This window comes from Mycobacterium sp. 852002-51971_SCH5477799-a (assembly GCF_001667145.1).
In the GTDB taxonomy this organism is placed as follows: Bacteria; Actinomycetota; Actinomycetes; order Mycobacteriales; family Mycobacteriaceae; genus Mycobacterium.
Map to the genome: position 1 here is coordinate 105,368 of NZ_LZIF01000118.1, position 26,931 is coordinate 132,298.

At 68.7% G+C, this 26,931-nt stretch carries 24 protein-coding genes; 6 read left to right on the top strand and 18 right to left on the bottom strand.

The genetic code is table 11. The annotated features are described in order from the left end of the window. Positions 1-49 precede the first annotated feature (49 nt). Positions 50-820 (bottom strand): lysoplasmalogenase, encoded by a 771-nt coding sequence (locus tag A5753_RS21190; RefSeq protein WP_067132914.1) that lies wholly within the window; start codon positions 818-820, stop codon positions 50-52. On the opposite strand from A5753_RS21190, the gene A5753_RS21195 reads away from it, so the two are divergent. Genes A5753_RS21195 through A5753_RS21205 form a run of 3 tightly spaced genes read left to right on the top strand, consistent with a single transcriptional unit; the run spans position 819 to position 4,309 of the window. Next, on the top strand, positions 819-1,793 hold the full coding sequence (locus A5753_RS21195) for an alpha/beta hydrolase (RefSeq protein WP_067132917.1): 975 nt from the start codon (positions 819-821) through the stop codon (positions 1,791-1,793). The genes A5753_RS21190 and A5753_RS21195 overlap by 2 nt on opposite strands. A 22-nt stretch (positions 1,794-1,815) precedes the next feature. Next, positions 1,816-2,778, top strand: a complete 963-nt coding sequence (locus A5753_RS21200) for an alpha/beta hydrolase (RefSeq protein WP_067132920.1) — start codon at positions 1,816-1,818, stop codon at positions 2,776-2,778. 10 nt (positions 2,779-2,788) lie between these two features. Beyond that, entirely contained in the window at positions 2,789-4,309 is a 1,521-nt protein-coding gene (locus A5753_RS21205; RefSeq protein WP_067132923.1) for an NAD(P)/FAD-dependent oxidoreductase, read from the top strand. Here the strand turns inward: A5753_RS21205 and metK are convergent. The 5 genes from metK to mihF all read right to left on the bottom strand — a co-directional run bounded on the left by metK (position 4,293) and on the right by mihF (position 8,270). After that, on the bottom strand, positions 4,293-5,504 hold the full coding sequence (gene metK / locus A5753_RS21210) for a methionine adenosyltransferase (RefSeq protein ID WP_067132926.1): 1,212 nt from the start codon (positions 5,502-5,504) through the stop codon (positions 4,293-4,295). The genes A5753_RS21205 and metK overlap by 17 nt on opposite strands. 95 nt (positions 5,505-5,599) lie before the next feature. Further along, on the bottom strand, positions 5,600-6,850 hold the full coding sequence (gene coaBC, locus A5753_RS21215; RefSeq protein WP_067132929.1) for a bifunctional phosphopantothenoylcysteine decarboxylase/phosphopantothenate--cysteine ligase CoaBC: 1,251 nt from the start codon (positions 6,848-6,850) through the stop codon (positions 5,600-5,602). A 20-nt stretch (positions 6,851-6,870) separates the two neighbouring features. Beyond that, entirely contained in the window at positions 6,871-7,197 is a 327-nt protein-coding gene (gene rpoZ / locus A5753_RS21220; protein ID WP_007774376.1) for a DNA-directed RNA polymerase subunit omega, read from the bottom strand. Between the two features lie 65 nt (positions 7,198-7,262). Further along, on the bottom strand, positions 7,263-7,922 hold the full coding sequence (gmk, locus tag A5753_RS21225; RefSeq protein WP_156656186.1) for a guanylate kinase: 660 nt from the start codon (positions 7,920-7,922) through the stop codon (positions 7,263-7,265). A gap of 33 nt (positions 7,923-7,955) precedes the next feature. Then, positions 7,956-8,270 carry an integration host factor, actinobacterial type gene (mihF, locus tag A5753_RS21230; protein ID WP_067132935.1) on the bottom strand — a complete coding sequence of 105 codons (315 nt, stop codon included), beginning with the start codon at positions 8,268-8,270 and terminating at the stop codon, positions 7,956-7,958. Between the two features lie 886 nt (positions 8,271-9,156). On the opposite strand from mihF, the gene A5753_RS21235 reads away from it, so the two are divergent. Beyond that, a complete protein-coding gene (locus A5753_RS21235; protein WP_067132938.1) occupies positions 9,157-9,579 on the top strand; it encodes a molybdopterin-binding protein in 423 nt (140 codons plus the stop codon). Positions 9,580-9,593: 14 nt separating this feature from the next. On the opposite strand, the gene pyrF is transcribed toward A5753_RS21235, so the two are convergent. The 8 genes from pyrF to A5753_RS21275 form a co-directional block, all read right to left on the bottom strand. Then, a complete protein-coding gene (gene pyrF / locus A5753_RS21240) occupies positions 9,594-10,418 on the bottom strand; it encodes an orotidine-5'-phosphate decarboxylase (protein WP_067132940.1) in 825 nt (274 codons plus the stop codon). Further along, entirely contained in the window at positions 10,415-13,780 is a 3,366-nt protein-coding gene (gene carB / locus A5753_RS21245) for a carbamoyl-phosphate synthase large subunit (RefSeq protein WP_067132943.1), read from the bottom strand. Before carB ends, pyrF begins: the two co-directional genes overlap by 4 nt. Beyond that, positions 13,780-14,901, bottom strand: coding sequence for a glutamine-hydrolyzing carbamoyl-phosphate synthase small subunit (gene carA / locus A5753_RS21250; RefSeq protein WP_067132946.1), 1,122 nt, complete (start codon positions 14,899-14,901; stop codon positions 13,780-13,782). Before carA ends, carB begins: the two co-directional genes overlap by 1 nt. Next, positions 14,898-15,401: a transporter gene (locus tag A5753_RS21255; protein WP_067132949.1), complete on the bottom strand. Its 504-nt coding sequence runs from the start codon at positions 15,399-15,401 to the stop codon at positions 14,898-14,900. Before A5753_RS21255 ends, carA begins: the two co-directional genes overlap by 4 nt. Further along, the gene (locus A5753_RS21260; RefSeq protein WP_067132952.1) at positions 15,398-16,690 is read right to left on the bottom strand and encodes a dihydroorotase; all 1,293 of its coding nucleotides are present in this window, start codon (positions 16,688-16,690) and stop codon (positions 15,398-15,400) included. Before A5753_RS21260 ends, A5753_RS21255 begins: the two co-directional genes overlap by 4 nt. Further along, complete coding sequence (locus tag A5753_RS21265) at positions 16,687-17,658, bottom strand: aspartate carbamoyltransferase catalytic subunit (RefSeq protein ID WP_067132955.1); 972 nt, start codon at positions 17,656-17,658, stop codon at positions 16,687-16,689. Before A5753_RS21265 ends, A5753_RS21260 begins: the two co-directional genes overlap by 4 nt. Beyond that, on the bottom strand, positions 17,655-18,227 hold the full coding sequence (pyrR, locus tag A5753_RS21270) for a bifunctional pyr operon transcriptional regulator/uracil phosphoribosyltransferase PyrR (protein WP_067132958.1): 573 nt from the start codon (positions 18,225-18,227) through the stop codon (positions 17,655-17,657). The genes A5753_RS21265 and pyrR overlap by 4 nt, the downstream gene beginning before the upstream one ends. A gap of 635 nt (positions 18,228-18,862) precedes the next feature. Then, complete coding sequence (locus A5753_RS21275; protein WP_067132961.1) at positions 18,863-19,291, bottom strand: cellulose-binding domain-containing protein; 429 nt, start codon at positions 19,289-19,291, stop codon at positions 18,863-18,865. A gap of 144 nt (positions 19,292-19,435) precedes the next feature. Here A5753_RS21275 and A5753_RS21280 point away from each other — a divergent pair, with 144 nt between their 5' ends. Both A5753_RS21280 and A5753_RS21285 read left to right on the top strand, forming a co-directional pair. Continuing rightward, positions 19,436-20,650 carry a serine hydrolase gene (locus A5753_RS21280; RefSeq protein WP_067132964.1) on the top strand — a complete coding sequence of 405 codons (1,215 nt, stop codon included), beginning with the start codon at positions 19,436-19,438 and terminating at the stop codon, positions 20,648-20,650. Positions 20,651-20,658: 8 nt separating this feature from the next. Next, on the top strand, positions 20,659-21,198 hold the full coding sequence (locus A5753_RS21285; RefSeq protein ID WP_067132967.1) for a GNAT family N-acetyltransferase: 540 nt from the start codon (positions 20,659-20,661) through the stop codon (positions 21,196-21,198). On the opposite strand, the gene A5753_RS21290 is transcribed toward A5753_RS21285, so the two are convergent. The 4 genes from A5753_RS21290 to A5753_RS21305 are packed head-to-tail and all read right to left on the bottom strand — an operon-like array spanning position 21,199 to position 26,907. Further along, positions 21,199-23,910: a fumarate reductase/succinate dehydrogenase flavoprotein subunit gene (locus A5753_RS21290; RefSeq protein WP_067132970.1), complete on the bottom strand. Its 2,712-nt coding sequence runs from the start codon at positions 23,908-23,910 to the stop codon at positions 21,199-21,201. Beyond that, positions 23,910-24,653, bottom strand: coding sequence for an ABC transporter ATP-binding protein (locus tag A5753_RS21295; RefSeq protein ID WP_067132973.1), 744 nt, complete (start codon positions 24,651-24,653; stop codon positions 23,910-23,912). Before A5753_RS21295 ends, A5753_RS21290 begins: the two co-directional genes overlap by 1 nt. After that, positions 24,650-25,522: an ABC transporter permease gene (locus A5753_RS21300; RefSeq protein ID WP_067132977.1), complete on the bottom strand. Its 873-nt coding sequence runs from the start codon at positions 25,520-25,522 to the stop codon at positions 24,650-24,652. Before A5753_RS21300 ends, A5753_RS21295 begins: the two co-directional genes overlap by 4 nt. Then, complete coding sequence (locus A5753_RS21305) at positions 25,519-26,907, bottom strand: ABC transporter substrate-binding protein (protein WP_067132982.1); 1,389 nt, start codon at positions 26,905-26,907, stop codon at positions 25,519-25,521. The genes A5753_RS21300 and A5753_RS21305 overlap by 4 nt, the downstream gene beginning before the upstream one ends. Positions 26,908-26,931: the final 24 nt, after the last annotated feature.

A 26,931-nucleotide genomic window follows, 5' to 3' on the forward strand; every position in this document is an offset into this window, starting at 1 on the left:
TCCAATGGTTTACCGACGGAGTCCGCAGCGTACCGGGCACCGGTGACAATCAGCTCTCGGCGGGCGCCGGGGTATCCTCGGCGGGCTGCGCGGGAAGGTCGCGGCCGAAGAAGAAGCCGGCCGTGATCAGAATCTGGGCCGCCGCGTAGGACCACCAGATCGGCACCGCGAGGGCCTCGTTGCCGAGGATGAAGCGGCCGATGGCGATCATCGAGTCCGAGACCGCAAAACACAGCGCCCCCACCGCCGTCCAGATTGTCGGCAGATTCGCCAGCAGGGCCGCGCACACCATCGCGGTCAGCACCACGATGTAGACAGTCACCGGCAGCGTCAGCTTTTGCGCGCCCAGGTGGGGCCAGAACCAGGCCAGCAACGCGATCGACGCCCCACACATCAGGACCACCGCGACGATGCGCACCGGTGACGGGCGGTCATCCTCCGAAGTCCCGGAGAACGCCGGAATCAGCGGCAGCAGGGCGGCAATAAAACACATGTGCGCCAACAGGAATGCCGCAAGACCCACCTCGAACGACATTGGCCACCACGGGATCGCCAGCACCCAGTCGCCGACGGCCGAGAGCAACAGCGCCAGCATCAGCCATCGTCGCTCGCGGACGCACGCATGGCCCGCCGCGGCCAGCGTGAGCAGGAACGCCATCGAGGCCTTGAACGCCGGCTGCAACACCCAGTGACCGGTCAGCTCGATACCCGGCGGGGAGCGCAGCGCCAGCACGGTCAAATAGATGCCGTAGCCGAGGGCCACCCAGCCGGCCACCACCCAGGCGCCGGCCACCAGACGGGGTGCGTACGGTACGTCCATGCCCAGCTTGGATAACACAGCCGAGGAGAAACCCGCTATCGACCCCATCCTGCAGAAGGTACTGGATGCGGTTCCCTTCCGGCTATCCACTGAGGACGGAATCCGCGCGGCACGCCAGCGGTTCCGCGACCTGCCCCGCCGGCCGCTGCATCCCGAGCTGCGGGTCGAGAACCGCACGATTTCCGGCCCCGCGGGCCCCATCACCCTCCGGATCTATTGGCCGCCAAGCTATTCCGGCGATGATCCGCAAGGGGCCACCGCCCCGGTCGTGCTGTTCTTCCACGGCGGCGGCTTCGTCATCGGCGACCTCGAAACCCACGACGGCACGGCGCGCCAGCACGCGGTGGGCGCCGACGCGATCGTGGTAGCCGTCGACTACCGGCTCGCCCCCGAGCATCCCTACCCCGCCGCCGTCGAAGACGCCTGGGCCGCAACGCTTTGGGCCACCGAGAACGCGGCCGAACTGCACGCCGATCCGAGCAGGATCGCCGTGGTCGGGGATTCAGCCGGCGGCACCATCGCCGCCGCGGTGGCGCAGCGGGCGCGCGACAACGGCGCTCCGCCAATCGTGTTCCAGCTGTTGTGGTATCCGTCGACGATGTGGGACGCGTCGCTGCCGTCGTTCACCGAAAACGCCGCCGCGCCGATCCTGGACACCCAAGCCGTCGCGGCGTTCTCCCGTTGGTACGCGGGCGAAGTCGACATGGCCGATCCGCCGCCGGGCATGGCGCCGGGGCGCGCGAAGGACCTGAGCGATCTGGCGCCGGCCTGCATCGCCGTCGCCGGGTACGACCCGCTGCGCGACGACGGCATCCGGTACGCCGGGTTGCTGACGGCCGCCGGCGTCGCCGCCGAGGTGCACAACGCCGAGACGCTGGTGCACGGCTACCTGGGCTATGCCGGCGTGGTGCCCGCCGCGACCGCGGCGCTCGAGGGCGGACTGACCGCCCTGCGCGCGGCCCTGCACCCGTGACCCCCCGGCGTACGGTGAACGCATGAGCGAGCCGACCACCGCCCGCCCCGGGACCGATCCGACCTTCAAGGCGTTGCTCGACGCCTATCCGATGACCTTTCGCGATGCCGACGGCGTCGAGGTCGCCCGTAAGCGGCTCCGGCTGCTCAAGGTGCCGGCGGAAATGCTGCCGGACCTGCGGATCGAGAACCGCACGATCTCCCACGGCGAGCTCACCGACATCCCGGTGCGCATCTACTGGCCCGACAGCGACCTCGCGCCGTTGCCCGTCGTCGTCTTCTACCACGGCGGCGGGTTTTGCCTCGGCGACCTGGACACCCACGACCCGGTCGCGCGCGCGCATTGCGTCGGCGCCGAGGCCATCGTGGTGTCTGTCGGCTACCGGCTGGCCCCCGAGCATCCGTTCCCGGCGGGCGTGGACGACTGCTGGGCGGCCCTGCAATGGGCCGGCGAGCACGCCGCCGAACTCGGCGGCGACCCGGACAACATCGCGGTGGCCGGTGATTCGGCGGGCGGCAACCTCGCCGCGGCGACGGCGCTGCTGGCCCGCGACAACGGCGGCCCGGCACTGCGTTTCCAGTTGCTGTGGTATCCGACTGTCACCGCGGATCTGTCCCTGCCGTCGCATACCGCCAACGCCGAGGCCCCCATTCTGAACCGGGACGTCATCGACGCGTTCCTGTCCTGGTACGTGCCCGACCTCGACCTCACCGACCCGAAGGCGCTGCCCACCACCATGGCTCCGGCCAATGCCGCGGACCTGTCCGGGCTGGCGCCCGCCTACATCGCCACCGCCGAACACGATCCGCTGCGCGATGACGGGGCCCGGTACGCCGAGCTGCTGGGCGCGGCGGACGTGCCGGTCGAGCTGGCCAACGAACCCACCCTGGTGCACGGGTTCGCCAGCTTCGCCCTGGCGATACCCGCCGCCGCCGAGGCGACCGAGCGCGGCCTCGCGGCGCTCCACAAGGCGCTCCACCCCTAGGCAGGCACCGATGATCCGGCGCGACGACGAAACCCCCGACTACCACACGCTGATCATCGGCGCCGGGTTCTCCGGCATCGGCGCCGCCATCAACCTCGACAGGGCCGAGCTGTCTGATTATCTGGTGATCGAAGCCGGCGACGGGGTCGGCGGCACCTGGCACTGGAACACGTATCCCGGTATCGCCGTGGACATTCCTTCGTTCTCCTACCAGTTCTCCTTCGAGCAGAGCCGGCATTGGTCGCGCACCTACGCGCCGGGCCGAGAACTCAAGGCCTACGCCGAACACTGCGCCGACAAATACGGCATCCGATCGCGAATCCGCTTCAACACCAAGGTGCAAGCCGCCGAGTTCGACGACGAACGCGGCCTGTGGCGGGTGCAGACCGACCCTTCGGGCGAAATCACGGCACGGTTTGTGATCAGCGCCTGCGGCGTGCTGACGGTGCCCAACCTGCCCGATATCGACGGCGTGGACTCGTTCGGCGGCATCACCATGCACACCGCGCGGTGGGACCACGGCCAGGATTTGCGCGGCAAGCGAGTCGCGGTGATCGGGACCGGCGCGTCGGCCGTGCAGGTGATCCCCGAAATCGCGCCAATCGTCTCGTCGCTCACGGTATTTCAGCGCACGCCGATCTGGTGTTTCCCGAAGTTCGACGTCCCGCTGCCCACGCCCGCGCGCTGGGCGATGCGAATCCCCGGCGGCAAGTTCGTGCAGCGCCTGCTCAGCCAGGCCTACGTGGAGCTCACCTTCCCCATCTCGGCGCACTACTTCACGGTCATCCCGCTGGCCAAGAGGATGGCGGCGCTGGGCAAATCTTATCTGCGGCAACAGGTTCGGGATCCGGCCGTGCGCGAGCAGCTCACGCCGAAGTATGCCGTTGGCTGCAAACGCCCCGGCTTCCACAACGGTTACCTGGCCACGTTCAACCGCGACAACGTGCGGCTGGTCACCGAACCGATCGACAAGGTCACGCCCGACGCGGTGGCCACCACCGATGGCGAGAGCCATGAGATCGACGTGCTGATTCTGGCGACCGGCTTCAAGGTGATGGACCCCGACAACGTGCCCACGTTCGCGGTGACCGGAAGCGGCGGAAAGTCGTTGAGCCGGTTCTGGGATGAGCACCGGCTGCAGGCCTACGAGGGTGTCACCGTGCCCGGCTTCCCCAACCTGTTCACCGTGTTCGGCCCTTACGGTTACGTCGGCTCTTCGTATTTCGCGCTCATCGAGGCGCAGACACATCACATCGTGCGCTGCCTCAAGCGGGCCAAGCGCGTCGGCGCGACCCGCGTCGAGGTCAGCCAGGAGGCCAACGACCGCTACTTCGCCGAGATGATGCGCCGACGGCACCGGCAGATCTTCTGGCAAGACAGCTGCAAGCTGGCCAACAGCTACTACTTCGACAAGAACGGTGACGTGCCATTGCGTCCGGGCACCACCCCGGAGGTGTACTGGCGCAGCCGGCGGTTCAATCTGAACGACTACCGGTTCACCGGCTTACCCGGCCCTAGATCGCGCGCTTGAGGTCGTCGACCTTGTTCAGCTGCTCCCAGGGCAGTTCGATGTCGGTGCGGCCGAAGTGCCCGTACGCGGCGGTCTGCGCATAGATGGGGCGCAGCAGGTCCAGGTCGCGGATGATCGCGCCAGGCCGCAGGTCGAACACCTCCGGAACGATCTTCTCGATCTTGACCGGGTCGACCGTCGCGGTGCCGAACGTCTCGATGAACAGCCCGACCGGGGCGGCCTTGCCGATGGCGTAGGCCACCTGCACCTCGACTCGCTCCGCCAGCCCGGCGGCGACGATGTTCTTGGCCACCCAGCGCATCGCGTAGGCCGCCGAACGGTCCACCTTGGATGGATCCTTGCCGGAGAAGGCCCCGCCGCCGTGGCGGGCCCAGCCGCCATAGGTGTCGACGATGATCTTGCGGCCGGTCAGGCCCGCGTCGCCCATCGGGCCGCCGAGGACGAACTTGCCGGTCGGGTTGACCAGCACCCGCGTCGCCGACGAGTCCAGGGTGTCGTGGGCCAGCTCGTCCAGCACGGTCGTGAGCACATGCTGCCGGATGTCGGGGTCCAGCGTCTTCTCCAGGTCGATGCCGTCTGCGTGCTGGGTGGACACGACCACGGTGTCCAGCCGGACCGGAACGTCGTCCTCGTACTCGATGGTGACCTGCGTCTTGCCGTCCGGCCGCAGGTACGGCAGCGTGCCGTTCTTGCGGACCTCGGTGAGCTTGCGGGACAGCCGGTGGGCGAGCGCGATCGGCAGCGGCATCCGCTCCGGGGTGTCGTTGATCGCGTACCCGAACATCAGGCCCTGGTCGCCGGCGCCCTGGGCGTCCAGCGGGTCCGCGGCGCCCTCCACTCGCGCCTCGTGGGCGGTGTCGACGCCCTGGGCGATATCGGGCGACTGAGCGCCGATACCGATGTTCACGCCGCAGGTCGCCCCGTCGAACCCCTTGTCGGACGAGTCGTAGCCGATGTCGAGGATGCGCGCGCGGACCGTGTTGGTGATGTCGGCGAAAGCCTCTTTGGCCGTCGTCGTCACCTCGCCGACCACGTGCACCTGTCCGGTGGTCACCAGCGTCTCGACCGCGACACGTGAGCTCGGGTCCTCCGCCAGCAAGGCGTCGAGGACCGAGTCGCTGATCGCGTCACAGATCTTGTCGGGATGTCCCTCAGTCACCGACTCACTGGTAAACAGGCGACCCTTTTCGCTCACAATGCCGATCCTTCCAATTAGTTAGTTAGCCGAATTATATCGACTGGCGTCGGCCCGCCAGCACCTGGTCCGGTGCCGAGATGAACTCGACCGCGTTACCCGCTGTCCCCGTGCAGGAACGCGGCGATCGCATCCACGATACGACTGGCCATCAAAGTCTTGGAGCCGTGCTGCAGCGCCGACTCGGTACCGTCGGCCGCCAGCAGCCAGCCATCGTTGCTGTCCACCTCGAAAGCTCTGCCGTCGCCCACCGCGTTGACGACCAACAGATCACATCCCTTGTTGCGCAGCTTCGTCCGGGCGTGGAACAGCACGTCCCCGTTGGCGTCCCCGGTCTCGGCGGCGAATCCCACGATGGCGCGCATGTTGGGCAGCTCGCCGTTGGCGCGTGCCCGCACGGCGCCGGCCAGCACATCGTCGTTGCGGACCAACTCGATCGTGGGCGGCCGATCCTGATCCTTCGGGCCCTTTTTGATCTTGGCGGCCGCAACCCGGGCCGGCCGGAAGTCGGCGACCGCGGCGGCCATCACCAGCACGTCCACCTCGGAGGCGTGCTTGGCGACGGCGTCGCCCAGTTGCTCGGCCGAGCTGACGTGGACCACCTCGACGCCCGCGGGATCGATCAGCCCCGCGGTATGCCCGGCGATCAGCGTGACCTCGGCGCCCCGCTGGGCAGCCACCCGCGCCACCGCATAGCCCTGCTTGCCGGAGCTGCGATTGCCGATGAAGCGCACCGGATCGACCGGTTCGCGGGTGCCGCCGGCCGTTACCAGCATCTTGCAGCCGGCGAGGTCGTAGGGCAGTGCGTCCTGGCGTTCCAGCAACAGGTGGGACAAGGTGGTGATCTCTTCGGCTTCGGGTAGCCGGCCCGACCCGCTGTCCGTTCCGGTGAGCCGCCCGGCGGCGGGTTCGAGCACCACCGCTCCCCTGCGGCGCAACGTGGCCACGTTGTCGACGGTGGCCGGGTGCAGCCACATCTCGGTGTGCATCGCCGGCGCGAACAGCACCGGACATCTCGCGGTGAGCAGGGTGGCGGTCAGCAGATCGTCGGCGCGGCCGTGCACCGCCCGCGCCAGCAGGTCCGCCGTGGCCGGCGCCACCACGACCAGGTCGGCCTGCTTGCCGAGCTGGACGTGCGGAACCTCGGGCACGTCATTGAAGACGCCGGTGTGCACCGGCTGGCCGGACAGCGCCTCGAATGTGGCCGCCCCGACGAAACGCAGCGCGGACTCGGTCGGGATGACGCGAACCGAATGACCGGCCTCGGCGAGCTGACGAACGACAGTGCACGCCTTGTAGGCGGCGATACCGCCCGAGACGCCGACGATGATCCGCTTGCGGTCCACAGCGCGCCCGGCCCGGCCGGTTACTCGCCCTCGGTGTGCTCGAGCAGGTCGCCGTGGATCTCGCGCATCGCGATCGACAATGGCTTCTCCTGCAGCCCCGGCTCGACGAGCGGACCGACGTATTCCAGGATGCCCTCGCCGAGCTGGTTGTAGTAGTCGTTGATCTGACGGGCTCGCTTGGCGGCGTAGATCACCAGGGCGTACTTGCTCGAAACGCGGTCCAGCAACTCGTCGATGGGCGGGTTGGTGATGCCCAGCGGGGTGTCGTATGCGCCCGGTCCCCCGGCGGACGGATCGAACCGGTCGGGGACGGCGGCCAGTGCCGCGTCGGACTGCGGAATGCTCACTTAGGTCAATCTCCTGGCGCATTGGAGCGGCTCGTCGCCGCTGAAAGATAGTGAAAAACTCGTGGTCAATCGTGCTGGGAGGTGGTCTGGCCAGACGGGTCATGGCGGCCCGGCGCGTTTCCCACCAGCAAGGATACCAATTCGGAGCAGGCTGACTCCAATTCGCTGTTCACGACCACGCGATCGAAGTCTTTTTGGGCCGCCATTTCGGTGCGGGCGGTCTCCAGCCGCCGGTGCATGACCTCGGGTGTCTCGGTGCCGCGGCCGATGAGCCTGGCCTCGAGATCCTCAAAGCTGGGCGGCGCCAAAAAGACCGCCAGGGCCTCGGGCATCGCCTTCTTCACGGCCCTGGCCCCGGCCAGGTCGACTTCGATCAGAACCGGGAATCCGCGGGCGGTGGCGGCCCGAACCGGCTCGGCCAGGGTGCCCGATCGATGCAGTCCGGCATGGATCTCGGCCCACTCCAACAGCGCACCTTCGTCGATGAGCTGCTGGAAGCGGGCGGGGGTGACGAAGTGGTAATCGACGCCGTCGACCTCGCCGGGGCGCGGGGCCCGGGTCGTGGCCGAGACGCTGAAATGCAGATCCGGCACCCGCTCACGCAGGCATCGGACCACAGTCGACTTGCCGACCGCTGAGGGACCGGACAGCACGACCACACGTCCGTTACCCGATGGTTCAGGACGTGTCCCGTGCTGGGCGTCCGGTCCCCCGCCGGCGCTCACGGGCGCTCCTGGGCCGGTGCGCCCACGGCTCGGTTAGGAGCCGAACTTTTCCAGCAGGGCCTTGCGCTGACGATCACCGAGACCCCGCAGACGGCGGGTCGGGGCGATCTCCAACTCGTTCATGATTTCCTGCGCCTTGACCTTGCCCACCTTGGGCAACGCCTCGAGAAGCGCGGAAACCTTCATCTTGCCCAGGACTTCGTCGGTCTCGGCGTCCTTGAGCACCTGGGTGAGGTTGGTGCCGCCACGCTTCAGGCGGTCCTTCAGCTCTGCTCGCGCTCGACGTGCGGCAGCCGCCTTCTCCAACGCGGCCGCGCGCTGCTCGTCGGTCAACTGGGGAAGGGCCACGATTCCTCCGTATCTGATCAATCAATTTCAATCGATCTCATTTTGTCTCGCCGGCACTTCTGCCAGCGCAGACGACCGTACTCAGGCCTTCTGACGAAATCTAACCCGGCCCCCTGCTTAAGGGGGCAAAGTCCCAGCATGGACCGGCGTGGGACCGGCCAAAGCGGCGCTCTGACGGAGGTCGGCGGCGGTCGCGTGTTGCACCGTCGGGGCGTCGTCACCAGCCCCGTTTCAGCGCGCCTATAGGCCATCGAGCTGCGGTTTTGTCTCCCGGCGGCGACGTAGGTCGGGCCGGCCGGGTGGCCCGGAACAGGCGCTGGCGGGTGGCCCTGACGCCCGGTGCGAGGGATCACCGATTTGTTGCGGCGTGTCGCGCGTGTCGCGTCGTTCGGTCAAACGGCAGGCCAACGCGGCGTTGGACGCCGCGCTCGGGTCTCAGCCGGTCCCGGGGGGCTTTCGCCGGGCCCCGGGGCGCCCTGCGTGCTGCCCGCACGTCGCGCACGGATCTCCAGCAACCGACGCAGCTATCGCGGGAATTCGAACACAGGGCGGACTGGCCGCCCGTGCGACGGACGCCCTTCGCCGCTCGGGGTGTTCGCGCCGGCGGGCGGGCCACCCATTCGGACGCCGGCACCGTCCCTCGCCGCAGAACATCGGCGTCTCTCGCTAATCACCAAGAGCCCCAGCATCTTCGGGCGCGGAGATTCGCCACCGCGGCCGCACGCGCGGAGAGGCCTGTTGCCCGTTTCCGTGGATCCGGTCGAACGATCCAGCTATCTCCGCACTAGCGGGCTCACACCGTCTTAAATACCGTAATTGCGGATGAACAGCCGGTCTCCGCCATGTTTCAGCTAATCGGCAGTGCGAAATCCGATACGATCGACCGGTGTCCAACCTGCGAATTCGCCAGGCGGCTGAGCTGCTGGGAGTCAGCGACGACACCGTGCGGCGCTGGATCAACCAGGGCACATTGACGGTCAGTCACGATGCCGCCGGCCGGAAGGTGATCGCCAGCGAGGACCTGGCCCACTTCTCCCGCACCAACGCGCCCGCCCCGCCGGCGGACCCGCTCAGCATCGGCAGCTCGGCCCGCAACCGCTTCGTGGGGCTGGTCACGTCGGTGGTCAGCGACAAGGTGATGACCCAGGTGGAGATGCAGTGCGGTCCGTTCACCGTCGTCTCGCTGATGAGCACCGAAGCCGCCGAGGAATTGCAGCTGCGTCCCGGCAGCGTCGCGGTGGCCGTCGTCAAGGCCACCACCGTCATCGTCGAAACCGCGCGGCCCAGCGCCGCATTGGCGTCCGACTAGGTGTACTGCCCAGCTCACACGGCCAGGTAGGCCACCGCATCCAGCATGCGATCGGCCGCGGCACGCAGCTCCGCCACGTCCGGGCCGGCCCGCAGCACCTCGCGGGCCACCGCGGGCAGCAGCTGCCCGGGTTCCGCCCCACCCAGCCCGGCGAGCGCCTCGGGCCGCCCGCCCTGCACGCCGAGCCCGGGCACCAGGACCGGACCGCCCAGCGCGCTGAGGTCGGGCGCCTGCAACACCGTCGCGCCGACGACCACGCCGACATATCCCGGCCCGGACGGGGTCGCCGACCGGTTCACCACCGCCGCCTGGTCGACGACCAGCTGGGCCACCGTGCGGCCGTCGAAGGCGGCTCGCTGCACCGTGGCGCCCTCGGGGTTGGAAGTGGCCGCCAGCACGAACACCCCGCGGTCGTGCGCCGCCGCGGTCTCCAACAGCGGGCGCAGCGAGCCGAACCCTAGGTATGGGGTGGCCGTCACGGCGTCGGCGGCCAGCGGTGAATCACCCGCCCAGGCGGCGGCATAGGACGCCATCGTCGTGCCGATGTCGCCGCGTTTGGCGTCGGCCAACACCAGCACCCCGGTCGATCGCAGGGCCGCGATGGTGCGTTCCAGCACCCCGAATCCCGCGGCACCGTAGGCCTCGAAGAACGCGACCTGCGGCTTGACGACGGCGTATCCGGAAAACGCCTCGATGCAGATGTCGCAGAACGCGGCCAGCCCGTCGGTGGTCGTGGGCAGGTCCCAGGCGCGCAGCAGCTCGGGGTGCGGGTCGATGCCCACACACAGCGGCCCGCGTTCCGCTTTCGCCGTCGCGAGGCGAACGCCGAAGCCGGTCACCGGTCCCCATGACCGGGCAAGCCGCCCTGACCGATTTGGCTGTGCAGCTCTTGCAGGCTGCGCACGCCGATGTCGCCGCGGATGCCCGCCTCGATGCCCTGGACGGCGGCCGAGGCGCCCTGCACCGTGGTGACACAGGGAATGTTGACCGACACGGCGGCCGAACGAATTTCATAACCGTCGATGCGTGGCCCGGAGTTGCCATATGGCGTGTTGATCACCATGTCGACCTCACCGGCCTTGATCGCGTCGACCGCCGACGTCTCGGGGCGGCCCGGCTGCGGGTCCTCGAAATGCTTGCGCACCTCGTCGCAGGGAATGCCGTTGCGGCGCAACATCTCCGCGGTCCCCTCGGTGGCCAGCACGCGGAATCCCAAGTCGGCCAGCCGTTTGACGGGGAAAACCAGCGATCGCTTGTCCCGGTTGGCCACCGACACGAAGATGGTGCCCTGCGCGGGCAGCGACCCATAGGCGGCGGTCTGGCTCTTGGCGAAGGCGCTGCCGAAGTCGCGGTCGATTCCCATCACCTCGCCGGTGGACTTCATCTCCGGACCCAGCAGCGAGTCGATGCCCGAGCCGTCAGCCCGGCGGAACCGGTGGAACGGTAGCACCGCCTCCTTGACCGCGATCGGGGCGTTCTGGGCCGCGTGGGCGCCGTCGCCGGACGACGCCAGCAACCCCTCCTCGCGCAGCTGGGAAATCTTGGCGCCCAACATGACCCGGGCACAGGCCTTGGCGAGCGGGATCGCGGTGGCCTTGGACACGAACGGCACCGTGCGGCTGGCGCGCGGGTTGGCCTCCAGGACGTAGAGCACGTCGTCTTTGAGGGCATACTGCACGTTGAGCAGGCCCACCACGCCGATGCCGTGTGCGATGGCCTCGGTCGCGCGGCGGACCTTCTCGATGTCGCTGCGGCCCAAGGTGACCGGCGGAAGCGCGCACGCCGAGTCACCGGAGTGGATGCCGGCCTCCTCGATGTGCTCCATGATGCCGCCGATGTACACCTCGGCGCCGTCACACAGCGCGTCCACGTCGATCTCCACCGCGTCCTCGAGGAAGCGGTCGACGAGCACCGGGTGCTCGGGCGAGAGCTCGGTGGCGCGGGTGATGTAGCCGCGCAGCGTCTCCTCGTCGTAGACGATCTCCATGCCCCGCCCGCCCAGCACGTAGGACGGCCGCACCAGCACCGGGTAGCCGATGTCTTCGGCGATCCGCTGGGCCTGCGCGAAAGTGGTTGCGGTGCCGTACTTCGGCGCCGGCAGGCCGGCCGCGGTGAGCACGTCGCCGAAGGCGCCGCGGTCCTCGGCCAGGTCGATGGCCTCCGGCGGCGTGCCGACGATCGGCACCCCCGCGTCGGCGAGGCGCTGGGCCAGCCCGAGCGGAGTTTGGCCGCCCAGTTGCACGATCACCCCGACCACACCGGCGCCGTCGCCCGCGGACTGCTGCTCGGCGCGGAACACCTCGAGGACGTCCTCGAAGGTCAGCGGTTCGAAGTACAGCCGGTCGGCGGTGTCGTAGTCGGTGGACACCGTCTCCGGGTTGCAGTTGACCATCACGGTCTCGAAACCGGCCTGGCTCAACGTCGTTGCCGCGTGAACACAGCTGTAGTCGAATTCGATGCCCTGGCCGATGCGGTTGGGCCCCGACCCCAGGATCAACACCTTGGGCTTCTCGGTCTGCGGCGCCACCTCGGTCTCGGCCGCGGGATCCAGCTCGTAGCTGCTGTAGTGATACGGCGTCTTCGCCTCGAACTCGGCCGCACAGGTGTCAACCGTCTTGTAGACCGGGTGCACACCCAGCCGCTCGCGCAGCGAGCGCACGCCGTTCTCGCCGGCCAATTCCGGCCGCAGCGCGGCGATCTGGCGATCCGACAGCCCACTGTGCTTACCACGACGCAACAGGTCGGCGTCGAGCACCGGGGCGGCGATCAACTCGGCACGCAGCTCGATCAGCTCGCCGATCTGCGCGACGAACCACGGGTCCACACCGCTGACCTCGGCGACCCGTTCCACCGAAGCGCCCAGGCGCAGCGCCAGTTCGATGTCGTATAGCCGGCCCTCGGTCGGCGTCAGCAGCCGGGTCAGCACCTCGTCGACGTCGCCGTCGGGATCAGGTTTGGTCCAGAAACCGGCGCGGGTGGTCTCCAGCGACCGCATCACCTTGCCGAGCGCCTCAATAAAGTTGCGGCCCAACGACATTGCCTCACCGACCGATTTCATGGTGGTGGTCAGGGTGGGATCGGCGCCCGGGAACTTCTCGAACGCGAAGCGCGGAGCCTTGACCACCACGTAGTCCAGGGTGGGTTCGAAACAGGCCGGCGTTTCCTTGGTGATGTCGTTGACGATCTCGTCGAGGGTGTAGCCGATGGCCAGCTTGGCGGCGATCTTGGCGATCGGGAAGCCGGTGGCCTTGGATGCCAGGGCACTCGACCGTGACACCCGGGGGTTCATCTCGATGACGACCAGCCGGCCATCGGACGGGTTGATCGCGAACTGGATGTTGCAGCCCCCGGTGTCCACGCCGACCTCGCGCAGGATCGCGATTCCCAGGTCGCGCATCCGCTGGTATTCCCGGTCGGTCAGCGTCATCGCCGGCGCGACGGTGACCGAGTCACCGGTGTGCACGCCCATCGGGTCGAAATTCTCGATCGAGCACACCACGACCACGTTGTCGTTGCCGTCGCGCATCAGCTCGAGCTCGAATTCCTTCCACCCGTAGATCGATTCCTCAATCAGCACGTTGGCGCTCGGGCTTTCGGCCAGCCCGGCGCCGGCCATGCGTTCGACTTCGTCGACGGATCGCGCCATCCCCGAGCCCAGGCCGCCCATGGTGAAGCTGGGCCGCACCACGACCGGCAGGCCGAGCTCCTCGACCGTTTCGCGAACCTCTTCCATGGTGAAACACACTCGGCTGCGGGCGGATTCACCGCCCACCTTGGCGACGATGTCCTTGAACATCTGCCGGTCCTCGCCGCGCTGAATGGCGTCGAAGTCGGCGCCGATGAGTTCCACGCCGTGGCGCTCCAGCGCCCCGTTTTCGTACAGCGCGACCGCGGTGTTGAGCGCGGTCTGCCCGCCCAGGGTGGCCAGCAGCGCGTCAATCTTGTTGCCGCGCTCGGCCTGCTGCACGATCACCTTCTCGACGAATGCGGCGGTTATCGGCTCGACGTAGGTGTGGTCGGCGTACTCCGGGTCGGTCATGATGGTGGCCGGGTTGGAGTTGACCAGGCTGACCTGCAGGCCTTCCGCGCGCAGCACCCGGCAGGCCTGGGTGCCGGAGTAGTCGAACTCGCAGGCCTGCCCGATGACGATCGGCCCCGAGCCGACCACCAGCACGTGGTTGAGGTCGGTGCGACGTGGCACTAGCTGCCCTCCCCTGCCATGAGCTCGATGAATTGGTCGAACAGGTACTCCGCGTCGTGCGGGCCGGCCGCGGCCTCCGGGTGGTACTGCACCGAGAAGGCTTGCCCGTCAGCGAGTTTGACGCCCTCGACTACTCCGTCGTTGGCGCAGGTGTGGCTGACGATCGCTTGGCCGAACGGCGTGTCGAAGGACTGGCCGGCCTCGCCCTCGAGCGCGAAGCCGTGGTTTTGGGCGGTGACGGCCACCCGGCCGGTGGCGTGGTCGATCACCGGGATATTGATGCCGCGGTGGCCGAACACCAGCTTGTAGGTGGACAGTCCCAGCGCCCGGCCCAGGATCTGATTGCCGAAACAGATGCCGAACAGCGGGATTCCGGCGCCCAGCACCTCGCGGGTGACCGCGACGATGTGATCGGCGGTGGCGGGGTCGCCGGGGCCGTTGGACAAGAAGACGCCGTCGGGCTTGAGGTCGGCGATCTGCTCGTAGGTCGCCGACGATGCCAGCACATGGGTCCGGACGCCGCGACGGGCGAAGTTACGCGGCGTATTGGTTTTGATCCCCAGGTCCAGCGCGGCCACCGTAAACCGCGGTGAGCCTTCGGGTTCCACGATGTAGGTCTCCGGCGTGCTGACCTCGCCGGCCAGGTCGGCCCCCAGCATGGACTGCTGACCGCGCACCCGCGCCAATAGTTCGTCCGTATCGGCGAGCGCGTCACCGGAGAACACCCCCGCCTTCATCGAGCCGCGGGTGCGCAGATGCCGCACCACCGCGCGGGTGTCGATGCCGGCGATCCCCACGATGTGCTGACGGACCAGTTCGTCCTCCAGCGTTCCGGTGGCCCGCCAGTTCGACGACCGCGGCGACGGATCGCGCACCGCGTAGCCGGCGACCCAGATCTTGTCGCCCCGGCTCTCGGCGTCCTCGCCGTTCCAGCCGGTGTTGCCGATCTGCGGCGCGGTGGCCACCACGATCTGCCGGTGGTAACTGGGATCGGTCAGCGTCTCCTGGTAGCCGGACATACCGGTGGAAAAGACGGCCTCGCCCAGTGTTTGGCCGACCTTGCCGAATGGTGTGCCGGTGAAGACGCGGCCGTCTTCGAGTACCAATTGCGCTTTACTCACGGGCGCCGCTCCTCCTCATGCTGCGATTTGAGCCAGCCGTCGTATTCGTTGCGGTGATTCGCCCGGAAGCCGGTGTCGATCTCGACACCCGACGGCAGCCGCCAACGGATCGCCAGTATCCCGATCCGGCCGGTCATCCGGCGCTCCATGCGGATCTCGGTGATCGAGTCTCGGGGGATCCAAATCGGTTGGGCTCGTACGCGTTCCACCATGATGCCCCCGGCGTAGCGGGTCAGCACCGCTCTGCTGCGGAAACCGAGATCGCCGGCCGCGATCCGCTCGTGCCAGCCCGGCGCCATCATGGAGCCGCAGTAGTGCCCGCGGGTGGTGATGGTCGCCGCCCCCACCTGGTCCGGGATCTCGGGCAACGCCCCGATCAGCTCCGCCTGCTGCTGGGAACGACGGTGCCACGTCCGCATCATCAGCTGGATCACCACCGTGATCACCACCACCACCACGGCGGCGAAGATCAGCGATCCCACCAGCGTGCCCGAGTTCATGCCGGGGACTTCCCATCTCGGGCGGTGACCTTGCCGCGTAGCAGCGTTGCGGTCACCGTGGAGGGCAGGGCCATCGCCTCGTACGGCGTGTTGGCCGACCGGCTGGCAAGGTCGGACCCGGCGACGGTCCATGACGCCGTGGGATCCACCACCGTGAGGTTGGCGGGCTCCCCCACCTCGAGCGGCCGCCCGTGATCCGGCAGGCCCACGATGCGTGCGGGGTTCTCACTCATCACCCGGGCAACGTCCCGCCAGGTCAGCAGCCCCGGGATGACCATCGTCTGCACCACGATCGACAGCGCCGTCTGCAGCCCCAGCATGCCGGGACGCGCCGCGGAGAACTCCACACACTTCTCGTGCTCGGCGTGCGGGGCGTGGTCGGTGGCCACGCAGTCGATGACACCGTCGGCCAGCGCTTGGCGCAACGCCATCGCGTCGGCGGCTTCACGCAGCGGTGGGTTGACCCGGTTTTGCCCGTCGTAACTGGCCAGCCTGCTGTCGTCGAGCATCAGATGGTGCGGGGTGACCTCGGCGGTGATCGAGATGCCTTGCCCCTTGGCCCATTTCACAATTTCGACGGTGCCCGCGGTGGAGGCGTGGCAGATGTGCACCCGGGCACCGGCATCGCGGGCCAGGAGCGCGTCACGGGCGACGATCGATTCCTCGGCCGCCCTGGGCCATCCCGCCAGGCCCAGCCGGGCGGCGGTCGGTCCTTCGTGGGCGACGGCGCCGACGGTCAGCCGCGGCTCCTCGGCGTGCTGGGCGATGAGCACGCCCAGGCCGGTGGCGTATTCCAGGGCGCGGCGCATCACCAGCGGGTCGTGCACGCAGATGCCGTCGTCGGAGAACATCCGCACCTGCGCCGCCCCGGCCGCCATCATGCCCATCTCGGTGAGCTCTTTGCCGGCCAGCCCGACGGTGACGGCGCCCACCGGATGCACGTCGACCAGGCCGACCTGCTGGCCGCGATGCCACACGTGGTCGGTGACCACCGGGCTGTCGGCGACCGGGTTGGTGTTGGCCATCGCGAACACCGCGGTGTATCCACCCAAAGCCGCTGCAGCCGAGCCGGTTTCGATGTCCTCGGCGTATTCGCGCCCGGGTTCGCGAAGGTGGGTGTGCAAGTCCACCAGGCCCGGCAGCAGCACGTGATCGGTGGCATCGATCACGTCGGCCGTCTCGGGGATCTCGCGACCCCGGCCGATGTCGACGATCTGGCCGTCATCGACCAGCACATCGACGCGATCGCCCTCGCCGTACAACCGAACCCCGCGCAGCAGCACGCTCACGCAACACCCTCTTTACTACCCGTCCGCTCCGCAGACTCGGTGCCGACCAGCACATGGAACAGCACTGCCATTCGCACGTGGACACCATTGGAAACCTGTTGCAACACAGCCGATTGCGACGAATCGGCCACCGACGAAGCGATCTCCATGCCGCGCAGCATCGGCCCGGGGTGCAGCACCACGGCATGGCCGGGCAGCATCGCCTGGCGGCGATCGGAAAGGCCGTACAGCGAGGAGTATTCGCGCACCGACGGGAAGAAGCCGCCGTTCATCCGCTCGGCCTGCACCCGCAGCATCAGCACCGCATCGGCGGCGGGCAGCTCGGCGTCGAAGTCGTTGGATACGGTGACCGGCCAGCCCTCGACCCCGACCGGCAGCAGCGTCGGCGGCGCGACCAGGACCACCTCGGCGCCCAGGGTGTCCAGCAGCATCACGTTGGAGCGGGCCACCCGGCTGTGCAGGATGTCGCCGACGATCACGATGCGACGGCCTTCGATGCCGCCGAGGCGCTGGCGGATGGTGAGCGCGTCCAGCAGTGCCTGGGTCGGGTGCTCATGGGTGCCGTCGCCGGCATTGATCACCGACGGCCCGCCATCCTCCTTCGCGCCGGTCCAGTCCGCGAGCAGATGCGCGGCGCCCGAAGCCGGGTGCCGGATGATCAGCGCGTCGGCGCCGGCGGCGCGCAGCGTGAACGCGGTGTCGCGCAGTGACTCCCCCTTGCCCACCGACGATCCGGACGCGCTGACGTTGATCACGTCGGCGCTCATCCACTTGCCCGCAACCTCGAAGGAGACCCGGGTGCGGGTCGAGTTCTCGTAGAACATCGTGACGATGGTGCGCCCGCGCAGCGTCGGCAGCTTCTTGATCTCGCGGCCCACCAGCGCCTGCGCGAACCGGTCGGCGTCGTCGAGGATGGCGGTGGCGTCGTCGCGGCTCAGGTCGCCGGCGGCCAGCAGATGGCGCGTCATCGTGAGATCACCACCCCGTCGTCACCGTCGTTCTCGCTCAGCAGCACGCGCACGCTCTCGCTGCGTGAGGTGGGGACGTTCTTGCCCACATAGTCGGCTCGCAACGGCAGTTCGCGATGGCCGCGGTCGACCAGCACCGCCAGCTGCACCGCCCGCGGCCTGCCCACGTCGCGCAGCGCGTCCAGCGCGGAACGCACGGAGCGGCCGGAGTACAAGACGTCGTCGACCAGGATCACCAACGCGTCGTCGATGCCGCCGGCCGGGATCGAGGTGGCTTCCAGCGGCCGCGGCGGCTTTTGCATCAGGTCGTCGCGGTAGAGCGTGATGTCTAGGGCGCCGTGACCGACTTCGACGCCGCTGTATTCGCCGATGTTGGTCGCCAGGCGGTTGGCGAGGATGACACCGCGGGTCGGGATGCCCAACAAGACCACCCGGGGCGCGTCCGGGGCGTCCAGCGCGGTCTTTTCGATGATCTGATGTGCAATGCGGGAAATGGTGCGGCTCACATCGGCCGCCGACATCAACTCCCGGGAATCGCTGCCCATGCCGGTGTCGCCCGCAGCACCCATACGAAACTTGACCTCCTTCTCCGCCTCGCCGGACGGATCGTTAAAGGATGTCGACTGCGTGGCAGCGTAGCACTTATTTCCAACGCGGCGCCGCCAGGCACCTGTCGCGCCGTCGGCCTCGCCCGCGCCAGTCACACCGGCCCGTCTCTGAAAAGGAACTCAGGATGTTTGCCCGCCGCACAGCGACAAGTTGGCGTCGCGGGCGAACGCGTCTTGTCGAATGGCGGGCACAGATGGCGTCCACCGCGATGCTCGGACGGGGCGTCAGCGAAGAACGCGAGCGCTGCTAGGAAGGCGGCGGAGGCGGCGCGGGCGGGGGCCAGGTGCGGCGCGGGCTAATGGGCCCGCAGTTCAGGCCGATTTTGCAGTGCCAGCCGCTTGCCTGGGGTTGGGTCGCGTCGCAGCAGGCGTCATCCGGCGATGTGGGCGCGGGGTCCACCGTCGTCGACGGGTCAGTGGCGGTGATGTGCGGCGCATTCGCGCCGCCGACTCCCGCCAGGGCAAACACGGCGGCACCACAGCACACTGCGGCCAGCGTCCTGGCCTTTTGATGGGCCATGACACGTAAGTCTAATTTCTGCGGGCTGAATGTACAGAGCCGCGACGCGGCGGCATGGCCGGCGAAAGGTGCCTGATCAGCTGCACCGAGATTGCCCGTTGAGCACGCAATTCGCCGGTGGCGAATAGGCACCGGTCAGCACGCCTCTCATGCCACCTGTGGCCGAACCGCCGGGCGCGATGGTGCGATTCCAATTCGCGGGGGCGAGCACATAGTGCGTGCCGGATTGGGTGATGGTGCTGTTCCAGGTGTGCACGACGGATTCTCCCGCCGGCAAGTCGAATTCCAGCCTCCAATCGGTCAGCGGCGCCGCACTGGGGTTGTTGACGATGAAGCGGGCGATGAAACCGGTCTGCCACGTGTGTTCCACCGACAACGTCGCCGTGGCCGCGGCCGCATGAGCCACGGGGGTGACGGCGAGCCCGAGGAAGGCAACTGTCACTGCCGCCACGGTTACGTGAAGCGCTGTGCGCCAGCGCTTCACGCAATTGTTCAGTCCGGACATAATGGCCAACACTAAAGCCAAACCTGCGATGCCGGCCCGCGCATCGCGGCTAAGCTGCAGTACCTTTGCTCAACCGAAACCATCATGAAATTTTGGCGCCGACACGGCCGATCGGCGCCGCCCCCGGCCCGCTAACCTGACCAGGTGAATCGCTCGACGCTTGGTGGCAATGCCGCCTCCGTTAGGGAAGTGTGCGACGCCGGCCTGCTCGCCGGTGCGGTGACGGTCGTCTGGCAGCGCGGAGAACTGCTACAGGTCAACGAAATCGGCTATCGCGACGTGGATGCGGGTCTGCCGATGCAGCGCGACACGCTGTTTCGCATCGCGTCGATGACCAAGCCGGTGACGGTCGCGACGGTGATGAGCCTGGTCGACGAGGGCAAGCTGACGCTCAAGGATCCGGTCGCCCGCTGGGCGCCGGAGCTGGCCGACGTGCGGGTGCTCGACGATCCGCACGGCCCGCTGGACCGCACGCACCCGGTGAACCGCACCATCCTGATCGAGGATCTGCTCACCCACACCAGCGGGCTGGCCTATGGCTTCTCGGTGACCGGGCCGATCTCCAAGGCCTACATGCGGCTGCCCTTCAATCAGGGCCCGGACGCCTGGCTGGCCGAGCTGGCCAAGCTGCCACTGGTGCATCAGCCCGGTGACCGCGTCACCTACAGCCACTCCATCGACCTACTCGGCGTCATCGCCGCCCGCATCGAAGACAAGCCGTTCCACGAGGTGCTCGACGAACGGATCCTCGGCCCGGTAGGCATGACCGACACCGGGTTCTTCGTCACGCCCCAGGCACGGCGGCGCGCGGCCACCATGTACCGCCTCGACGAACACAGCCGGCTGCAGCACGGCGTGATGGGACCGCCGCACCTGACCCCGCCGTCGTTCTGCAACGCCGGCGGCGGATTGTGGTCCAGCGCCGACGACTATCTGCGGTTCGTGCGGATGCTGCTCGGCGGCGGAACGGTCGACGGAGTGCGGGTGCTTTCGGAAGAGTCCGTCCGGCTGATGCGGACCGACCGGCTCACCGACGAACAGAAGAGGCACAACTTCCTCGGCGCACCGTATTGGGTCGGCCGCGGCTTCGGGCTGAACTTGTCGGTGGTGACCGATCCGGCCAAGAGCACACCGCTGTTCGGGCCCGGCGGTCGCGGCACGTTCAGCTGGCCCGGCGCCTACGGGACCTGGTGGCAGGCCGACCCCGACGCGGAGCTGATCCTGCTCTACCTGATTCAGAATCTGCCGGACCTGACCGTCGACGCCGCCACGGCCGTCGCCGGCAACACGTCGCTGGCCACACTCCGCACGGCGCAACCGAGATTCGTCCGCAACACCTATCGCGCCCTCGACCGCTAGAGTCACCGATGCCCACATACCCGCCCGACCGCATCAGCGGCCCGCGGCTGCTGCTACGCCCGCCCGCACTCGACGACGCCGGGGCGCTGTTTCAGCGGGTCGCCCGCGATCCGCAGGTCACCAAGTATCTGCTGTGGGCGCCGCATCCCGACGTCGCGGCGACGCGGCGCGTGATCACCGAAAAACTCAACGCCAGCACGGACGAGAAGACCTGGGTCATCGAGTCGCGGCACCGCGGCGAGGTGATCGGCCTGGCCAGCTGTCGACGCACCGCGCCGCACTCGGTCGAGGTCGGCTACTGCCTGGGCCGACGCTGGTGGGGCAAGGGATTGATGTCGGAGGTGCTCGGCATGCTGCTCACCGCGCTCGACGCCGATCGCGAGGTGTATCGCGTCTGGGCCACCTGCAGCGTGGACAACGAACGCTCGGCGCGGCTGCTCGAGCACGCCGGCTTCTTCCTGGAGGGACGGCTGGCCCGGCACGCGGTCTACCCCACGATGGGGCCCGAACCGCAGGACAGCCTGCTCTACGCCAAGATCCTGCGCTGATCAGGCTTTTTCCGCCACGCTGTCCTGCTCGAGCGCCCGGCGCGCATAGGCCCGCACGTCGGCATCGCCGTCCTTGAGCGCAAGCCCCAACGCGTCCCGGGCGGCGGGCTCACCGGCCCACCGGGTCAGGCTGAGCACGGCCGCCTTGCGCACGTCCAGATGGGCGTCGCCCAGCGCCTCGGACAGCTGCGGAACCGCGAGGTCGGCCGGCGCGCCGGCCAGCGCGCGCGCGGCGCCCTCCCGCACCTGCCAGGCCGGCGCCCGCAGCGCCTGCTTGATGGCGGCGTAATCCTCGTGGCCGCAACCTAATTGGCCCATTGCGGCCAGCGCGGCCGCGCGAACCAGCGGGTCGGCGTCGGCGACCAACCGGCGCACGGCCGACCTGGCTGGGGCTGCGGCCGCTCCCAGCGTTGCCAGCCCGGCGGCCACCGCGATGCGCACCTCGCGGTTCTCGTCGGCGGCGGCGGCGACGACGCCGTCGACGTCGTCGATGGACACCAGCGCCCGCACCGCCTCGATGCGCACCCGGTGATCAGTGTCGCCCAGGGCGCGACGGTACTGCCCGGCGTCACCGGCCCGGCGTGCGGCCAGCACGTACAGCGACGCGGCGCGCACCACGCGATCGACTGAATCCAGGTGCTCCCGAATGCTTTCCGGCTCGGGCAGCACCTCGACCAGCTCGCGGATTCCGTCGGCGCTGGTGAGGCGGACCGCGGCGTCGTCGTCGTTCAGCGCGGCCACCAGCGCCGGCGCGTAGCCGTCGGGAATGTGCTCGGTCAGCGTCGACACCGCGGTGCGGCGAACCCCTGGATCCGCGTCGACAAGGTAGGGCCCCAGGGTGGCGATCGTGGGCTCCTCGAGCGCAAGGACCTCGGCGATGCGCGGTGACGGCGGCTCGAAAGCCGTTGCTGCGGGGCCGATTCGGGACACCGCGGTGGCCGGCGCTTGGCCGCCGACCAACGGTGGCTGCTCCACGGGGTACACGGTCTGGTCGGTGGGCGGCAGGCCGTCGAGCTCGGGGACCGGCACGAAATACGGTGCCACCGGCCGCTTGAGGAACACCATCTCGCCGTCGGCGTCCCTGCGCAGATTGAGGTGATATCCCCACTGGTCGTCGTCGCGGCCCGGCAGGTCGGCGCGATCGTGATACAGCCCCCACCGCGATTCGGTGCGGGTGTGCGACGAGCGGGCGGCCATCTCGGCGCAGTCCCGGATGAACGACACCTCCACCGCGCGCATCAGCTCGTGCGGATTGCGGGCGCCCATCTCGGCGATCTCGGCGCTCATGCGCTCGAAGGTGCGGATGGCCAATGAAAGCTTGGCCCCGGTCTTGGGCGGCGCGACGTAGTCGTTGACGAACCGCCGCAGCTTGTATTCGACCTGCGGTTGGGGCGGGCCGTCCGGATGCCGCAGCGGCCGGTAGATCAGCTCGTGCGCCTCGCGCACCTGTTCGTCCGGAAGTTGTTGTGGCTCATCGACGTCGGCCAGGGTCGAGGCGGCGTGGGTGCCGGCCAGATCGCCGAACACGAACGCACCGATCATGTAGTTGTGCGGGACGCAGGCCATGTCGCCCGCGGCGTACAGCCCGGGCACGGTGGTGCGGGCGTGCTCGTCGACCCACACGCCCGATGCGGAATGCCCGCTACACAAGCCGATTTCGGAGATGTGCATCTCGATGTCGTGGGTGCGGTAGTCGTGGCCGCGGTTGGCGTGGAAGGTGCCCCGGGTCGGCCGCTCGGTGGTGTGCAGGATGTTCTCCAGCGCGGTCAGCGTCTCGTCGGGCAGGTGCGACACCTTGAGGTAGATGGGTCCGCGCGCGGAGTCGATCTCGGATTTGACCTCGGCCATCATCTGGCCCGACCAGTAGTCGGAGTCGACGAACCTCTCGCCGTGGGCGTTGACCTGATAGCCGCCGAAGGGATTGGCCACATAAGCACATGCCGGGCCGTTGTAGTCCTTGATCAGCGGGTTGACCTGGAAGCACTCGATGCCGGACAGCTCGGCGCCCGCGTGGTAGGCCATCGAGTAGCCGTCGCCGGCATTGGTGGGGTTCTCGTAGGTGCCGTACAGGTAGCCCGACGCGGGCAGGCCGAGGCGCCCGCAGGCGCCGGCGGCCAGGATGACCGCCTTGGCGCCGACCGTGACGAATTCGCCGGTGCGCGTGTTCAGCGCCGCCGCACCCACGGCACGCCCGCCGTCCACCAGCACCCGGACCGGCATCAGCCGGTTCTCGATGCGGATCTTCTCGCGCATCGACCGTTGCCGCAGCACGCGATACAGCGCCTTCTTGACGTCCTTGCCCTCGGGCATCGGCAGCACGTAGGAGCCCGAGCGGTGCACCCGGCGCACGGCGTATTCGCCGTGCTCGTTCTTCTCGAACTTCACGCCGTAGCGTTCCAGCCGCTGCACCATCGCGAAGCCGCGGGTGGCGGTCTGATACACGGTGCGCTGGTTGACGATTCCGTCGTTGGCGCGGGTGATCTCGGCGACGTAGTCCTCGGGTTCGGCCTTGCCCGGGATCACGGCGTTGTTGACGCCGTCCATGCCCATCGCCAGGGCGCCGGAGTGGCGCACGTGGGCCTTTTCCAGCAGCAGCACTTGGGCGCCGTTCTCGGCGGCCGACAGCGCCGCCATGGTGCCCGCGGTGCCGCCGCCGATGACCAGGACGTCGCAGTCGAGCCGGACCGGGGCCGCCGGGTCGGGGATCTGCATCACGCCGCCACCGCCGAGTGATTCAGTGCCGCAATGACTTCGGCGCGCAGCGCGGCGCGCTGCCGGTCGACGCGCGGCTCGGGCACGTCGACCAGGGTGCGCAACGGCTGACCGGCCTTGCCCAGGACGGCGATGCGATCGCCCAGCAGCAGCGCTTCGTCGACATCGTGGGTGACGAAGACGATCGTCGTCGGGTGGGCACGCCAGGTGTCGATGAGCAGGCGCTGCATGGCCGTACGGGTCTGGGTGTCCAGCGCGCCGAACGGCTCGTCCATCATCACCGCGCGCGGCGCCCCGGCCAGCCCGCGGGCCAGCTGGACGCGCTGCCGCATGCCGCCGGACAGGCTCTTGGGCAGATAGTCGCCGAAGCCGGTGAGGCCGAGCTCGGCGATCCAGCGGTCGGCCTCGGCGCGCCGGCCGGGCCGTGCGACGCCGCGCAGCCGCAGGGCCAACTCGATGTTGGAGCGCACGGTGCGCCAGGGCAGCAACGCGTTGTCCTGGAACACCATGCCCCGATCACCCGAGGTGGTGGTCACCTCGTCGCCGTCGGCCACGATCCGGCCCTCATCGGGCCGCAGCAGTCCCGCCAGGGCCCGCAGCACCGTCGACTTGCCACAGCCCGAGGGGCCGGTGAGCACCAGGATCTCCCCGGGGCGCACCGTCAGGCTCAGCCCGTCGATCACCGGTTCCCCGGTGTAGGACAAGCGAACTCGATCCATTTCCAGACTCACGCCCACAGTCATCGCTGCTCCTCCTCCGCTCGCGGCAGCCAGCTGGTCACCCGACGGCCCACGACCTCGACGGCCGCCGCCGTCGCGAAACCCAGCACGCCGATGGTGATGATTCCGACGAACACCTGCGGATAGGCCAGCACGGTGTAGTCCTGCCAGGTGCGATAGCCGATCCCGAGCCGGCCCGAGATCATCTCCGCGGAGATCACACAGATCCACGCCACGCCCATGCCGACCGAGAGGCCGCCGAACACGCCCGGCAGGATGCCCGGCAACACCACCTGCTTCAGCACATCCCATCGGCCGCCGCCCAGCGTGCGCACCGAGTCCTCCCACAGCGTGGGCAGGGCCCGCACCGCGTGGCGGGTGCTGACCAGGATCGGGAAGTAAGCCGCCAGGAAGGTGATGAACACGATGCCGGCCTCATCGGTCGGGAACAGCAGGATCGCCACCGGCACCATTGCGATGGCGGGCACCGGTCTGACCAACTCCGTCAGCGGGCCGAAGGTGTTGGCGAACAAGCGCGAACGGCCCAGCAGCACGCCGGTGGCGACACCGACCACGGCGGCCAATCCGAAGCCGGTGAGGATACGGATCAGCGACTGCGCCAGGTCGAGCCAGTACTCGGAGGTTCCGAGCCGGCGTCCCAGCGCGTGCACGATTTCGGTGACGGTGGGCAGCGTGTCGAAGCGCAGCAGCAGCCGGACCTTGTCGGCGGTGAGCGCCTGCCACAACCCGATCGCCGCGACAACCGAGGCGAGCCGCAGCAGCCGCCACTGCCACGGCGAGCCGGCACGTCGCGGGGTCGAGGTCGCCGGGACCGTGTCGACGACTTGCGTGGCTACCGGGGCTGCCGGGTCGCCGGTGAGATAAGCGGTCATACCGAACCTCCAAGGGCCTGCTCGTAATTCACGATGGTGCCGCCCGGGTGCGCGGCGAGATAGCGATGCGCGCCGGCCGGGGTTCCGAACGGCAGATAGTTCTGGCCCTCCTTGACCCAGACCGCCTTATCGGCGAACCACCGGGTGCCCAGCTCCGCATCGGGGACATAGGCTGCACGGACCTTGGCGCCGCGGGCGGTCGCGTCGCGCGCCGCCCGAAGCAGACCGGTCGGGTTGGCGACCGTCTGGGTGGAATCCGAACCGTCCAGCCACAGTTCGCTTGCGAGCGCGGGATCGCCGCGGAGCGTGGACGGGTTGGCGGTGGCGGCCCGGGCCGCCTCGTAGTTCAGGCCGCGCGCGCCGAACACGGTGCGCAACGGCGCGTCCTGGACGAAGGCGGATACCTCGAGGTCGGCGAAGTCGCCGATCGACTTCAGATACGGCACATCGTTTTTCAGCGCCTCGACCAGTGACGGTTTGAGCGTGGTGTCGAACGACGTACCGCCGGGACCGTTGTAGAGATACACCACTTCCTGCGGCAGACCGCTCCCCTGGGCGACGATGCGGGCAGCCTCCAGCGGCTTGGAGTTGAGGAAGTCGGTGGCGTCCAGTTGCGCCTGCAGGAAGGCGCCCAGCACATCCGGGTGGGCCGAGGCATACGAGCGTCGCACCAGCACCCCGTGCAGGGTGGGCAGGTTCAGCTCGGCGCCGTCGTACAGCAGTTTGGCCTTGCTCTGGAAGACCAGCAGGCCCGGCCAGGCGACGAACTGCGAAAGACCCTGCACCTGACCGGATTCCAGTGCCGATGCGCCCACCTGCGGTTGCTGGTTGAGCACTTCCACGCCGTTGATCCCGGCCCGGTCCAGCGCCCGCATCAAGGTGCCGTGACCGGCCGAGCCCACGCTGGCCGAGACTTTGGCGCCGGCCAGGTCTCGCAGCGTGGTCGCCGATGAACCGGGCGCCACCACCACCATGTTCAGGGCGCCCTTGGGGTTGTAGCCGGTGATGGAGACGATCTCGGTTTTCGCCAGCGGGTTGGCTTGCGTCTTGGAGCCGTTGATCAGCATGGGATAGTCGCCCATCGAACCGATGTCGATCTTTTCGGCGAGCATCTGCGCGGTGATCGGGGCGCCGGTGTCGTAATCCTGCCATCGCACCGCGTATTTGGTGCCGGTGCGGGTGGTGATGTCGGCCAGGCGGCGCTCCAGGTAGCCCTGCGCGCGCAGCAGCGTCCCGGCGGTGACGGTGTTGATGGTCTTGGACTGATATCCCACCACCACGTTGACCACACCGGAGGACTGCGACAGGGATTCCAGCGAGCAGCCGGTGGTGAGCGCGGCGATCACGATCACCACCGACGCGAGCCGGGTGGCGCGTCGTTTCATGAAAGTCCCTGGGATCGAATGCTT

Bases quoted from the DNA above. Each gene is read 5' to 3' on its own strand.
- A5753_RS21195 (WP_067132917.1), top strand. From the start codon at position 819: ATGCCCAGCTTGGATAACACAGCCGAGGAGAAACCCGCTATCGACCCC.
- A5753_RS21190 (WP_067132914.1), bottom strand. From the start codon at position 820: ATGGACGTACCGTACGCACCCCGTCTGGTGGCCGGCGCCTGGGTGGTG.
- A5753_RS21200 (WP_067132920.1), top strand. From the start codon at position 1,816: ATGAGCGAGCCGACCACCGCCCGCCCCGGGACCGATCCGACCTTCAAG.
- A5753_RS21205 (WP_067132923.1), top strand. From the start codon at position 2,789: ATGATCCGGCGCGACGACGAAACCCCCGACTACCACACGCTGATCATC.
- A5753_RS21255 (WP_067132949.1), bottom strand. From the start codon at position 15,401: ATGAACTCGGGCACGCTGGTGGGATCGCTGATCTTCGCCGCCGTGGTG.
- A5753_RS21265 (WP_067132955.1), bottom strand. From the start codon at position 17,658: ATGACGCGCCATCTGCTGGCCGCCGGCGACCTGAGCCGCGACGACGCC.
- pyrR (WP_067132958.1), bottom strand. From the start codon at position 18,227: ATGGGTGCTGCGGGCGACACCGGCATGGGCAGCGATTCCCGGGAGTTG.
- A5753_RS21275 (WP_067132961.1), bottom strand. From the start codon at position 19,291: ATGTCCGGACTGAACAATTGCGTGAAGCGCTGGCGCACAGCGCTTCAC.
- A5753_RS21285 (WP_067132967.1), top strand. From the start codon at position 20,659: ATGCCCACATACCCGCCCGACCGCATCAGCGGCCCGCGGCTGCTGCTA.
- A5753_RS21290 (WP_067132970.1), bottom strand. From the start codon at position 23,910: ATGCAGATCCCCGACCCGGCGGCCCCGGTCCGGCTCGACTGCGACGTC.
- A5753_RS21295 (WP_067132973.1), bottom strand. From the start codon at position 24,653: ATGACTGTGGGCGTGAGTCTGGAAATGGATCGAGTTCGCTTGTCCTAC.
- A5753_RS21300 (WP_067132977.1), bottom strand. From the start codon at position 25,522: ATGACCGCTTATCTCACCGGCGACCCGGCAGCCCCGGTAGCCACGCAA.
- A5753_RS21305 (WP_067132982.1), bottom strand. From the start codon at position 26,907: ATGAAACGACGCGCCACCCGGCTCGCGTCGGTGGTGATCGTGATCGCC.